Below are 12,636 nucleotides of genomic sequence, written 5' to 3'. Positions count from 1 at the left end.
GCCTATACATTTTTGATGAGTATCGACTGGGAACGCCAGCGCGCCTTTCTCGCCGTGCTTCGCGAGGGCAGCCTTTCCGCGGCGGCGCGAGCGCTGTCGGTCGCGCAACCGACAGTGCGGCGGCGGATCGAGGAGCTGGAGGCGACGCTCGGCGTGCCACTGTTCACGCGTTCTGCCGGCGGGTTGTCGCCGACCGAGGCGGCGCATGCGCTGCGCGACCATGCCGAGGCGATGGCAATGGCGGCCGATGCCTTTGTCCGCGCCGGATCGGCGGGCGCGCGGGAGATTGCCGGCACGGTGCGCATCTCGGCGAGCGAAGTGATCGCGGTCGAAGTGCTGCCGCCGATCCTCGCGTCGCTGCGCCGCGTGCATCCCGGGCTGGTGCTCGAACTCTCCCCCAGCAACCGCAACGAGGACATGCTGCGGCGCGAGGCCGATATCGCGATCCGCATGGTCCGCCCGACCCAGAACGCCTTGGTCGCCCGACGCATCGGCGCGGTGCCGCTGGGGCTGCATGCGCGGGCCGATTATCTCGCGGTCCATGGGACGCCGCGGACATTGGACGAGCTCCGGGCGATCGGCATCATCGGGGTCGAGCACGACAATGCGGTGCTGCGTACCCTTCAGGCGCGTTACGCGATCGGCCATGAGGATTTCATCTTCCGCAGCGACAGCGATCTCGCCCAGCTCGCCGCGATTCGCGCCGGTATCGGCATCGGCATCTGCCAGGTCCCGCTCGCCGCGCGCGATCCGGCGCTTGTCCGTGTGATGCCGGGCGCGTTCGACCTGGATCTCGAGACCTGGGTGGTGATGCACGAGGACATGCGCGGGGTGGCGCGGATCAGGGCGACCTTCGACCACCTCGCCGAAGGGATGATCGACTATCTCGCGTGAGGCGCGCCAGGCAGCTCATCCTCTCCAGTGGGAGAGGATACGAAAGCTTGGCAGCTTGCTGCCTAGCTGCAGTTGGAGAGGGGCTCCGGGAGCTATCGATAGCTCCCGGAGCCCCTCTCCAACTCCGACTAGATCGCTTCGCTCTCAAGTCTCCGTATCCTCTCCCAAAGGAGAGGAAGAGAAAGTCGCCCCTATTTCCGTGCGCAGCCAAGGGTCGCGGCATCGATCGCGGTCGCCGCGCCGCGCAGCGGATAGACATCGGCAAAGGGCTGGCCACCCTTGCCAAGCGTCTCGACGCTCATGCTCCGGCCCGACCTGATCGCCGCGACGACCGCCGCGTCGGTGCGCGCGTCAGGCGCCCAGGCATCGGCATTGCCGGCGACCAGTTCGAAGCGGCGCTCCCCGACCGACAGGGTCACCCGGGCGCGCGGATCGCGTTCGCGGCTGAGACGGATATGGAGCTGGTTGCGCGCCGCCTGGCCCGGCCAGGTCGCGATGCTGGCGAAAGGCCGCCAGCCAGCCGCGCGGCTCGGCCTGACCGGCTCGGCGATGGCGAAGCAGCGCCGGGGCGACGCGTCGCTGAAGGCGCCCCAATTGTCGAAGATGCCGAGCGAATCGCGCGCCGCGGCCGGTGCGGCCGTCACCAGGAGCAGGAACAGCGCCCGTTTCATGCCGGAGAATAGCCGGTACCGGTGTGGACGATTGTCTCAATGCCGGCTTCGATCATCACGACCGAGCCTTGCGTCAGGCCCGGCGCGGCAGGGGCGCCAAGCCCGGGAATATCCGGCGCGCCGGTCATCACCCCGCGCATCACCCGGCTCGAGATGCCGTGCATGATCACCAGTCGGTCGCCCGGATCGCCGTCCGTATCGGCCAGCCAGCCGGAGACGCGCTCGACGATCTGATGATAGACTTCGCCGTCGGGCGCCGGCGCCAGCATCTGGTGGACCGGATCGAAGACCGGTCCGACTTCCGCCACGACATCGGTGTAATAGCGTCCGCCCCAGCTTCCCATGCCGATCTCGATGAGGCGCGCATCGGTCTTCGCCTGGTGCCAGTCGAGCTCGAGATGCTCGCAGATCACCGCAAGGGTCTGCAACGCCCGGCCAGTCGATGACGCCCACAGGGTGAGCGCCGGTTTCGCGCCGAGTTCAACGCGCAACGCCCGGCCCATTTCGTCGGCCTGGGCGAATCCGGCGCGGGTCAGCGGCGTATGGAGATGGTCGCCCTGCAATCTTCCGGCGATGTTGAACACGGTCTCGCCGTGCCGCGCGATAAAGTCCCTGCCCCGTCGTCTCGGGCCGCCCGCTGCCTTGGAATCCATGGGCCGCATTTCAACCCCGTGTGGCGCAAAAGCAACGGATTTCCTTGTTTATCTGAGGTTCATGCAACCTCTGCCGCGCACGCCTATTTCCCCCTTCCCGGCTCAACACCGCCGGGATGTCCAATGGAGTCATCGTTATGCGTAAGCTTGTTCTCACCGCCGCCACCGCCGCTCTCGGCCTTGGCCTGGCAGCCCCCGCCTTCGCCCAGGATTCGGAAAAGGCCCCCTTCACCGGCGTGCGTGTCGAAGCGCTTGGCGGCTACGACAATCTCAGCAGCGGCGATGACAATTCGACCGGCAAGGACGGCTTCGTCTATGGCGGCGCGCTCGGCTATGATGCGCAGGTCGGCGGCGTCGTGCTCGGCGTCGACGGTGAGATCACCGGATCGACCACCAAGGTCCGTGCCAGTGACGTCCTGACCGCCGGCGACCGCATCCGCGTCAGCGCCGGTCGCGATCTCTATGTCGGCGGCCGCATCGGCTTCGTCGCGTCGCCCCGCGCGCTGATCTACGGCAAGGCCGGCTACACCAACGCACGGGTCAACACCGACTACACCGTCGGCACGGCGCGGATCGAGGATCACACCAACCTTGACGGTTATCGCCTCGGCGCCGGTGTGGAATACAACGTCACGCCGCGAGCCTATGTGAAGGCGGAATATCGCTACTCGCATTATGGCAAGGCCGACGATTACGACATCGATGCCAACCGCAATCAGGTGCTGGCCGGCGTCGGCTATCGTTTCTGACACAATCCGTCTGTTTACAGGCGTAAAACAAGGGGTCGGGGCGCTTGCCCCGGCCCCTTTTATCGTTAAGGAAAGGAGACGGCGAATTGCCCCCGGTGCGCATGCTCGGAGGGAAAGAAATGGGCGGCGGCCCGGGGGAATGAGATGAAGGCGACGATCGAACGCGCGACATTGTTGAAGGGCCTCAGCCACGTCCAGTCGGTGGTCGAGCGCCGGAACACGATCCCGATCCTGTCCAACGTGCTGATCGAAGCGACGTCGGACGGCGGGCTGAAGCTGATGGCGACCGATCTGGATTTGCAGATCAACGAGACCGTCTCCGCCGCGGTCGACCAGCCCGGGGCGACCACCGTTTCAGCCCACACCCTGTTCGACATCGCGCGGAAGCTGCCCGAGGGCAGCCAGGTCAGCCTCGCCGCCGCCGATGGCAAGATGACGATCATGGCCGGCCGCGCCAAGTTCCAGCTCGGCACCCTGCCGCGCGACGATTTCCCGGTGATCGCCGAAGGCGAGCTGCCCGTCTCGTTCGAGCTGCCCGCCGAAACCTTGAAGCAGATCATCGACAAGACCCGCTTCGCCATCTCGACCGAAGAGACGCGTTATTATCTCAACGGCATCTTCTGGCACGTCTCGGACGATCCCCAACCCGTGCTGAAGGCGGCCGCGACCGATGGCCACCGCCTCGCCCGCGTGACCATGCCGCGCCCCGACGGCGCCGAGGGCATGCCCGACGTGATCATCCCGCGGAAATGCGTGGCGGAGTTGCGCAAGCTGCTCGACGAGATCGACGGATCGGTCGGCGTGTCGCTGTCGCCGACCAAGATCCGCTTCGATCTGGGCCAGGCGCTGCTGACGTCGAAGCTGATCGACGGTACTTTCCCGGATTACAGCCGCGTGATCCCGACCGGCAACGACAAGATCCTGAAGATCGATCCGCGCAGCTTCGAGGAAGGCGTGGACCGAGTCTCGACCATCGCGACCGAGAAGACGCGTGCCGTTAAGATGGCGCTCGACCGCGACAAGATTACACTCTCGGTGACGAGCCCCGAAAACGGCACCGCCGCCGAAGAAGTGCCGGGCGATTATGCCGCGATGCCGTTCGAGATCGGCTTCAACAGCCGCTATCTGCTCGACATTCTCGGCCAGCTCGATGGCGACACGATCGAGGTCCACCTCGCCGATGCCGCCGCGCCGACCCTGATCCGCGAGAACGACAAGTCGTCCGCGCTGTACGTATTGATGCCGATGCGGGTGTGACCGCGAGGAGGATCGGCACGCGGCGCCTGAGGCGCTGGCCGATCCTGCTGGCCGTTCTGATCATTGCCGGACTTGCCGTCAGCTGGGCGCTCGGCTCGCTGATGGTGCGACCCACGCCGTCGCCTGTCCCGCCCGCCATCGCGCCGGCACGCGACGTCCAGCTTCACACGAGCGATGGCGTGGTTCTCGCCGCCACCTACCGGCCCGGCGCACGTCCGAATGGTCCAGCGATATTGCTGCTGCACGGCAATGGTGCTTCGCGCGCGGCGATGGAACCGACTGCGGCATGGCTCGCGGCACAGGGTTTTGCCGTCCTGGCGATCGACTTCCGCGGTCACGGCCAATCGACCATGCGTTCGCACAGCTTCGGCTATGCCGAATCGACTGATGCGCACGCAGCCTTTGCCTGGCTGAAGCATCGGCAGCAGGGCGGCAAAATCGCCGTCATCGGCATCTCGCTTGGCGGGGCTGCCGCGCTGATCGGGTCAGTCGGTCCGGTCCCGGCCGATGCCATGGTCCTGCAGGCGGTCTATCCCGATATCCGCCGCGCGATCCGCAACCGGATTGGCGCGGTCGCGGGGCATTGGGCCGGTATCGTGCTGGAGCCGATGCTGAGTTTCCAGGCACTTCCGCGTTTTGGGGTCGGACCCGACGGCCTGTCACCGATTACGGCGCTCCCGGCCTATCGCGGACCAGTGCTTGTCGTCGGCGGAACCGCCGATCGCTATACCCCGCCGGCCGAAACGCGCGCGCTGTTCGACGCGGCGCCGGGCCCGAAACAGCTATGGTGGGCCACCGGGCTCGACCATGCCGCAGTCTCCGGCGTGGCGACGCCGGCCTATCGCGCGATTCTGCTGTCCTTCCTCACCCGAACGATCGGCGCGCCGCATCCGGCTTGACCCTGATCGATTATCGAGTTATTGACACTCTTGTCAGTAAGGATCGAGTCGATGGCAAAGCTTCCTCCCTTCCCCGGTACTACCGGACGTCGCGACTGGCGGACCGCGTTCGACGCGATCCGCAAGCTGCTCGCCAATGGCGACGACACGACTCAGGTGTTCCGCATCATGCGTGCGCTCAATGTCGGCAGCACGGCGAAGAATTACGGCCGATTCATCGCCACCGAAGAGGGCGGGCGGATGGCCTATGAGCGGGTCGAGCTGGCCGAGCGTTTCGTCGACAAGGCCTTTGTCGCGTCGTTCGCGCCGGGCACGGTCGGTGCCGCCTATCGCACTTTTCTCGAGACGACCGGCTATTCCGCCGATGGCCTTGCGGATATCAGCAAGATCAACCGCGAGGAGGACATGCTCCATCCCTATGCCTGGTTCGGGCGGCGGACCCGCGACACGCACGACATCTGGCACGTGCTGACCGGCTACAAGGCCGACGAAAGCATGGGCGAGGCGGCCCTGGTCGCGTTCAGCTATGCCCAGGTCGGCGGGCTCGGCTGGGCGTTCATCGGCGGGGCCGCCGCGCTGAAAAGCCTGCGCGTCACCGGCAACACGCTGTTCGCCAGGGCCGTGATCGAGGGCTATCGCAACGGTCGCAAGGCGAAGTGGATCTCGGGCGAGGATTATCTGGCATTGATGCACGAGCCGCTCGACGCGGCGCGCGCCCGGCTCGGCATCCCGACCCCGACCGCCTATCTGCATGCGCAACGCGAGCTGGGGGCGGAACTCGCTTCCTATCTCAGCGCGCCCAAGGAGAAGGCCGCGGCGGAGCAGCTCGCCGCCTGACCCGGAGCACTCGCTAGCCGGGCACGAACTGGGCTAAGGCGCTGGCAATGCTGTCGCGCCTGGTCCTCACCGATTTCCGCAATCATGCCGATGCCGCGATCGAGCCCGGACCGGGTTTCGTCGTGCTGACCGGCGAGAATGGCGCGGGCAAGACCAATATCCTGGAGGCGGTGTCGCTGCTCGCGCCGGGGCGCGGGCTCAGGCGTGCGCCGCTGGGCGAGATGGCGCGACAGGGTGGCAGCGGCGGATTCGGGGTGGCGGCCAATCTCGTCGGCGACGTCGATATCGCCACCGGCACCCAGCCCTCCGCACCCGAACGCCGCATCGTCCGAATCCAGGGCGCACCAGTCGCCGCGACGGCGCTGGCCGAATGGCTGACCATCCTCTGGCTGACCCCGGCGATGGACCGGTTGTTCGTCGAACCCGCGAGCGAACGGCGGCGCTTCCTCGACCGGCTCACCCTTGCGCTGAACCCGGGTCATGCGGTCCATTCCAACCGCTACGAAGCGGCGATGCGCGCGCGCAACCGGCTGTTGGCCGAGGCGAACGAAGGCGGGCGCCCAGCCGACCCGGAATGGCTGAACGCACTCGAAACGCAGATGGCGGAGCATGGCGCTGCGATCGACTCGGCTCGGCGCGACGCAGTGGCAGCGCTAGCCGAGAGGCTGGCGGACCAGCCGGAGGGGCCCTTCGCCCGTGCCGGCCTCGCGCTGGAAGGCTGGACGGGTGCGGGCGACACGCTCTCAATCGATCTCGCCCAGGGCCGCCGTCGCGACACCGCCGCCGGCCGAACGCTTGTCGGGCCGCATCGCACCGACCTTGCCGTGACGCATCTCGGCAAGGGCCAGGCAGCCGCCCTGTGCTCGACCGGCGAGCAAAAGGCACTGCTGCTCGGCGTGGTGCTCGCCCATGCCGATCTGGTCGCGGAGCGCACCGGCCAGGCCCCGATCCTGCTGCTCGACGAGGTCGCCGCGCATCTCGACCCGGTCCGTCGTGCCGCGCTGTTCGAACGGCTCGCCGGCAAGGGCCAGGTGTGGATGACCGGCACCGAATCCGCCCTGTTCGACGAGGTCGGTCCGGACGCCTTCCGCCTGACGATCGGGCACGGCGCACGCTGAACCTCGCCTGTCGAACCGGCTCACATCGCGTTCAAGCGCCGGAAGGCATTAGCCATTCCATGGCGGGGGCCATGGGAGAAGAACAGTGAAGAACCCGATGATAGCCATCGCGATAGCCGCGACCGCGCTGACCGCCGGCGCCAGCCCGGCCCTTGCCCAGGACCGCTGGGACTGGGGCGGCGGACGCCCGGGCGACCGCGAATACGGCCTGGTCGGCGCCGGCGTGCCGATCCTCTACCGCGAATTGCGCGCGACCAATCGCGGCCGCGCCTTCGTGATGCGCAATTTCGATTTCAACCATGACGGCCGGGTCAACCCGCGCGAGGCGAATGCCGCCAACCGCGCCTTCGCCCAGATCGCCGGCCAGCGCCGCGACCGGTTCGACTGGAATGCGCGTGACCGGACGGTCGTGGTCGAGGAACGCGGCGGATGGGATCGCGGCGCGATGCGCGGCTACGGCTTCCGCCAGACCTCGCGCGGCGCGACCCTGCGGCTGCAGGAGGATGTGCTGTTCAGGACCGACAGCGCCGGGCTGCGGCCCGGCGCGATCGAGAAGCTGCGGCCGCTCGCTTCCTATCTGCGCGCCGAGCCGGGCGTACGCGTCGCGATCGACGGCTATACCGACAGCCGTGGTACCGATGCGCACAACCAGGATCTGTCGGAGCGGCGCGCGGCCAGCGTGCGCACTGCCTTTGACGAGCTTGGCGTGACGCGGGCGCGTTTCGCGGTGGTCGGGCATGGTGAGGCGGATCCGGTTGCGACCAATGCGACGCCGGCCGGCATGCGCCAGAATCGCCGGGTCGAAGTGACCCTGCTCGGCCAGCGTGCGGACCGCTTCGCGCGCGCCGACTAAGCGCCTGAAATCCGGGTGTTTCGGGACGGTCGTCCGCTGCGTGCGGGCGGCCGTCCCAACACGGCATTTTGCTTCCGTTTCCGTGCCTCAATCCCTATATGCTTGGCATGGCAGAAGATCCCAACACGAACGATTACGGCGCCGATTCAATCAAGGTGCTGAAGGGCCTCGACGCGGTCCGCAAACGTCCCGGCATGTATATCGGCGATACCGACGATGGGTCGGGCCTCCACCACATGGTGTTCGAGGTTTCCGACAATGCGATCGACGAGGCTTTGGCCGGTCATTGCGACCGGATCGACATCACCCTGAACCCCGACGGATCGGTCTCGGTGACCGACAATGGCCGCGGCATTCCGACCGGCATCCACTCCGAGGAAGGCGTGTCGGCGGCCGAGGTCATCATGACCCAGCTCCATGCCGGCGGGAAGTTCGAGAACACGTCGGATGACAATGCCTACAAGGTATCCGGCGGCCTGCACGGCGTGGGCGTCTCCGTGGTCAACGCGCTCAGCGAATGGCTCGACCTGACCATCTGGCGCGACAATGAAGAACATTACATGCGCTTCGCCTTCGGCGACGCGGTCGCGCCGCTGAAGATCGTCGGCCCGGCCGAGGGCAAGAAGGGCACGCGCGTGACCTTTTTCCCGTCGCCCGCCACCTTCAAGATCACCGAATTCGATTTCGACAAGCTCGAGCATCGCTACCGCGAGCTCGCCTTCCTCAACTCGGGCGTGCGCCTGTTCCTGAGCGACGCGCGGCACGAGGAAACCAGGACGGTCGAGCTTTATTATGAGGGCGGCATCGCCGCGTTCGTGAAATATCTCGACCGCAACAAGGTCGCGCTGATGCCCGATCCCGTCGCGATCGCCGGCACCCGCGACGATGTGACGATCGACGTCGCGCTGGAGTGGAACGACAGCTATTACGAGAACGTCCTCTGCTTCACCAACAACATCCCGCAGCGTGACGGCGGCACGCATCTGGCGGCGTTTCGCGCCGCGCTGACCCGCACGCTCAACAATTATGCCGACAAGTCGGGCCTCCTGAAGAAGGAGAAGGTCACACTGACCGGCGACGACATGCGCGAGGGGCTCACCGCGATCGTGTCGGTCAAGCTGCCCGATCCCAAGTTCAGCTCGCAGACCAAGGACAAGCTCGTCTCGTCCGAGGTGCGCCAGCCGCTCGAAAGCCTGATGGCCGACAAGCTGGCGGAGTGGCTCGAGGAGAATCCGGCGCATGGCCGCGCGATCGTCGCCAAGGTGATCGACGCCGCCGCCGCGCGCGAAGCCGCCAAGAAGGCGCGGGAGCTGACCCGGCGCAAGGGCGTGATGGATATCGCCTCCCTGCCCGGCAAGCTCGCCGACTGCCAGGAGCGCGATCCGGCCAAGTCCGAACTGTTCCTGGTCGAGGGTGACTCCGCAGGCGGATCGGCGAAGCAGGGCCGCGACCGGCATTTCCAGGCGATCCTGCCGTTGCGCGGCAAGATTCTCAACGTCGAGCGCGCGCGGTTCGACCGGATGCTGTCCAGCCGCGAGATCGGCACCTTGATCCAGGCGATGGGCACCGGCATCGGCCGCGACGATTTCAACGTCGAGAAATTGCGCTACCACAAGATCGTCATCATGACCGACGCAGACGTGGACGGCGCGCATATCCGCACCCTGTTGCTGACCTTCTTCTACCGTCAGATGCCCGAGATCATCACCAACGGGCACCTCTTCATCGCCCAGCCGCCGCTCTACAAGGCGACGCGCGGCCGATCCGAAGTCTATCTGAAGGACGATAACGCGCTCGACGAATATCTTGTCGAGAACGGCGTTGCGACCTCGGTGCTCGAGGGCGCCGGCGGCGCTCGCTCCGGCGCCGACCTGCGCAGCCTGGTCGATCATGCGCGTCGCATGCGCACGCTGATGCGCTATGTCCCGCGCCGCTACGACCCGACCATGGTCGAGGCGTTGGCGATGAGCGGCGTGCTCGATCCGACCCTGTCCAACCAGGCGCGCGGCGTGTTGCTCGACACGGTGGTGCGCGGGCTCGACGCGGCGGATGCGGACGCCCGCTGGTCGGCCTCGGTCACCGAGGAAGGCAGCATCCAGTTCAAGCGCATCTGGCGCGGCGTCACCGATCACCACATCATCGAGGCGGCGTTCCTCGGTTCGGCCGAGGCGCGCAAGCTCCATGCGCTGGCGGCCGAGCAGGGCGATGCCTTCGTTCAGACCGCCAAGCTGGTTTCGACCAAGGCAGCCGCCGCTGCGCAGGCCGAAGCCGATGCGGCCGAGGAGGAGGATGACGCGCCCGTCGCGCTCGGCAAGGGCGAGACGATGGTCGCCCGGCCGAGCCAGCTGCTCGATGCGATCCTGCTCGCCGGCCGCAAGGGCCTGGCGATCTCGCGCTACAAGGGCCTGGGCGAGATGAACGCCGAGCAGCTGTGGGAAACCACGCTCGATCCGCAGAACCGGTCGATGCTCCGGGTCGAGATCGAGCAGGCCGATGTGGCCGACGAGATCTTCACCCGGCTGATGGGCGATGTCGTTGAGCCCCGCCGCGAGTTCATTCAAGACAATGCGCTGAGCGTGGTGAACCTGGACGTGTAGAAGACCCAATCGAGGAGACGGGCATGAGGGTTGCACTAACGGGCGTCGCGATCGTGGCGCTGATGGCAACGGCGGCGGTCGCGAAGGAGCATCCTGCCGCTGAAACCGGAGCAGCCGTCACCGCCGCCCTTGCCGATCCGGCGCGCGCCGACCAGGCGGTCGATGACGCACGGCGCAAGGCGGCCGAGACGCTGATCTTCTCAGGCGTCGGCCCGGGCGACACGGTGATCGATTACCTGCCCGGCAAGGGGTACTGGACGCGCATCTTCACCGGCATCGTCGGCGCCAGGGGCCATGTCTATCCGATGTGGCCCGCCGTCTCCGCCGCCCGCGCCGCCGCGACAGTGGATGACCTGAAAGGCCGCAACCTGGCCAATGTCACGCCGGTGATCGGGCCGGGCGACATCCCGACCAGTGAGAAGCCGGTCGACATCTTCTGGACGGTCGAGAATTACCACGACGTCGCCAACAAGGGCGGCGAAGCGGCGCTCGCCGCAGTCAACAAGGGCGTGTTCGCCCTGTTGAAGCCGGGCGGCACCTATATCGTGGTCGACCATGCCAGCGCGCCGGGCACCGGCCTAACCACCACCAACACGCTTCACCGCATCGACGGCGCCGTCGTGAAGGCCCAGGTGACCAGCGCCGGATTCGAGTATGTCGGCGAGAGCAAGGCGCTGAACAACCCGGCCGACGACCATAGCCTGCCGATCTTCGACGAGAAGATTCGCGGCCACACCGACCAGTTCATCTACAAGTTCCGCAAACCGGGCTGATCCCCGGCGCGGACGGAAAAGGGGAGGACCGGATGATCGCTCGATCGACGATCGCGTTGTTGCTGGCGGCAAGCGTGCTTGGAAGCTGCGGGCAGGCCGGCCCCGCCAAACCCGTCGACGCCGCCGCCGCGGCGGCCGATCCGGCCCGCGCTCAGGACGTCGGACAGGATGCACGCCGGCATGGGCCGGAGATTCTCGCCTTTTCGGGCCTGTCCAAAGGCGGGGTGGTGATCGACCTGATCCCCGGCGGCGGATATTGGACTCGGCTGTTCGCCCGCGCGGTCGGGCCCGAAGGCCATGTCTACGGCATCTGGCCCAAGCCCTACGCGATGGAGGCACGCGGCGATGTGCTCGCTTACGGCAAGCTCGCCGCCTCGCCCGAGTTCTCAAACGTCAGCGGTTCGATCAAGCCGGCGACCGAGATCAGCGCGCCGAAAAAGGCCGATCTGGTCTTCACCTCGCAAAATTATCACGATTATCCCGACAAGTTCATGGGCTCGCTCGACCCGGCGGTGTTCAACAAGGGTGCGTTCGCGGCGTTGAAACCGGGCGGGATATTGCTGATCGTCGACCATGTGGCGGCGGCCAGCTCGGGCATGCGCGACACCGATACGCTCCACCGCATCGACCCGGCGATCGTGAAGCAGCAGGTGATAGCGGCCGGGTTCGAATTCGTCGGCGAGAGCAAGCTGCTCGCCAATCCGGCGGACGATCACAGCCTTGCGGTGTTCGACAAGGCGGTGCGCGGGAAGACGGACCAGTTCATCTACAAGTTCCGGAAGCCGGTTTAGGCGAAACCGATCCGCTCGATCACGAACGCCGCGCGTTCGGCGACGCTCACAAGCGGCAGTTCGACCAAGTCGTAGCCATAGCCGCGATAGGTCTCGACCATCACCGCGAAGGTCGCTTCAGCCACCTCAGGCGACTGCTTGCGCTCGGCGTCACCGGTGAAGATCTCGGGCCAGAAGGGGGCGATGAACACGCGGGCGTTGTAGCGGCAGGTCCGCGCCGCCTCATCGATATGCGGAGGGACCGGGAGCCCCGACACCCGCAGGAAACCCGCGACATCCGGCACGCCGCGATCGAGTACGGTGATCGCGCCGCTCGCCAGCGCTGCCTCGCGGGCAGCAATGTCCCGCACCACCATCAGATCGGCAAAGGCCTGTTGGTCGGCCCAGGGCAGGGCGTCGCCGCCGCTGGCCAGTTGCTCGCGGATCACCGCGCGGCCGACCTCCGGGCTGGTCGCGACACCCGCCGCGGCGAGCGCCTCGATCAGGGTCGTCTTGCCCGAACCCGGACCGCCTGTGAGGACGAACAGGCGGTCCGTGTCCATCG

At 66.9% G+C, this 12,636-nt stretch carries 13 protein-coding genes; 10 read left to right on the top strand and 3 right to left on the bottom strand.

The annotated features are described in order from the left end of the window. Positions 1–15: 15 nt before the first annotated feature. Entirely contained in the window at positions 16–894 is an 879-nt protein-coding gene (locus tag AC1RT8_RS22665; protein WP_493078581.1) for a LysR family transcriptional regulator, read from the top strand. Between the two features lie 191 nt (positions 895–1,085). Here the strand turns inward: AC1RT8_RS22665 and AC1RT8_RS22660 are convergent, their stop codons facing one another. Both AC1RT8_RS22660 and AC1RT8_RS22655 read right to left on the bottom strand, forming a co-directional pair. Further along, positions 1,086–1,565, bottom strand: a complete 480-nt coding sequence (locus AC1RT8_RS22660) for a hypothetical protein (protein ID WP_493078579.1) — start codon at positions 1,563–1,565, stop codon at positions 1,086–1,088. Further along, complete coding sequence (locus tag AC1RT8_RS22655; protein WP_493078577.1) at positions 1,562–2,218, bottom strand: histidine phosphatase family protein; 657 nt, start codon at positions 2,216–2,218, stop codon at positions 1,562–1,564. The genes AC1RT8_RS22660 and AC1RT8_RS22655 overlap by 4 nt, the downstream gene beginning before the upstream one ends. Before the next feature lie 137 nt (positions 2,219–2,355). Between AC1RT8_RS22655 and AC1RT8_RS22650 the strand changes: the two genes are divergently transcribed. From AC1RT8_RS22650 to AC1RT8_RS22610, 9 genes are all read left to right on the top strand, one after another. Continuing rightward, positions 2,356–2,967, top strand: coding sequence for an outer membrane protein (locus AC1RT8_RS22650; protein WP_493078575.1), 612 nt, complete (start codon positions 2,356–2,358; stop codon positions 2,965–2,967). A gap of 144 nt (positions 2,968–3,111) precedes the next feature. After that, on the top strand, positions 3,112–4,224 hold the full coding sequence (gene dnaN, locus AC1RT8_RS22645) for a DNA polymerase III subunit beta (protein ID WP_493078573.1): 1,113 nt from the start codon (positions 3,112–3,114) through the stop codon (positions 4,222–4,224). Further along, on the top strand, positions 4,221–5,123 hold the full coding sequence (locus AC1RT8_RS22640) for an alpha/beta hydrolase (RefSeq protein WP_493078571.1): 903 nt from the start codon (positions 4,221–4,223) through the stop codon (positions 5,121–5,123). Before dnaN ends, AC1RT8_RS22640 begins: the two co-directional genes overlap by 4 nt. A 51-nt stretch (positions 5,124–5,174) precedes the next feature. Then, positions 5,175–5,960, top strand: a complete 786-nt coding sequence (locus AC1RT8_RS22635; RefSeq protein WP_493078570.1) for a Coq4 family protein — start codon at positions 5,175–5,177, stop codon at positions 5,958–5,960. A 47-nt stretch (positions 5,961–6,007) separates the two neighbouring features. Next, positions 6,008–7,078 carry a DNA replication/repair protein RecF gene (gene recF / locus AC1RT8_RS22630; RefSeq protein WP_493078568.1) on the top strand — a complete coding sequence of 357 codons (1,071 nt, stop codon included), beginning with the start codon at positions 6,008–6,010 and terminating at the stop codon, positions 7,076–7,078. Between the two features lie 97 nt (positions 7,079–7,175). After that, complete coding sequence (locus AC1RT8_RS22625; protein WP_493078706.1) at positions 7,176–7,931, top strand: OmpA family protein; 756 nt, start codon at positions 7,176–7,178, stop codon at positions 7,929–7,931. A 107-nt stretch (positions 7,932–8,038) separates the two neighbouring features. Further along, positions 8,039–10,528 (top strand): DNA topoisomerase (ATP-hydrolyzing) subunit B, encoded by a 2,490-nt coding sequence (gene gyrB, locus AC1RT8_RS22620; protein WP_493078566.1) that lies wholly within the window; start codon positions 8,039–8,041, stop codon positions 10,526–10,528. 23 nt (positions 10,529–10,551) lie between these two features. Then, positions 10,552–11,301, top strand: a complete 750-nt coding sequence (locus AC1RT8_RS22615) for a class I SAM-dependent methyltransferase (RefSeq protein ID WP_493078564.1) — start codon at positions 10,552–10,554, stop codon at positions 11,299–11,301. A gap of 32 nt (positions 11,302–11,333) precedes the next feature. After that, a complete protein-coding gene (locus tag AC1RT8_RS22610; RefSeq protein WP_493078562.1) occupies positions 11,334–12,092 on the top strand; it encodes a class I SAM-dependent methyltransferase in 759 nt (252 codons plus the stop codon). On the opposite strand, the gene AC1RT8_RS22605 is transcribed toward AC1RT8_RS22610, so the two are convergent. Then, complete coding sequence (locus AC1RT8_RS22605) at positions 12,089–12,634, bottom strand: AAA family ATPase (RefSeq protein WP_493078560.1); 546 nt, start codon at positions 12,632–12,634, stop codon at positions 12,089–12,091. The genes AC1RT8_RS22610 and AC1RT8_RS22605 overlap by 4 nt on opposite strands. Between the last annotated feature and the right edge of the window lie 2 nt (positions 12,635–12,636).

Source organism: Sphingomonas sp. GW821-FHT10F11 (genome assembly GCF_058809095.1).
This window is presented reverse-complemented; position numbering and strand designations above follow the sequence as displayed.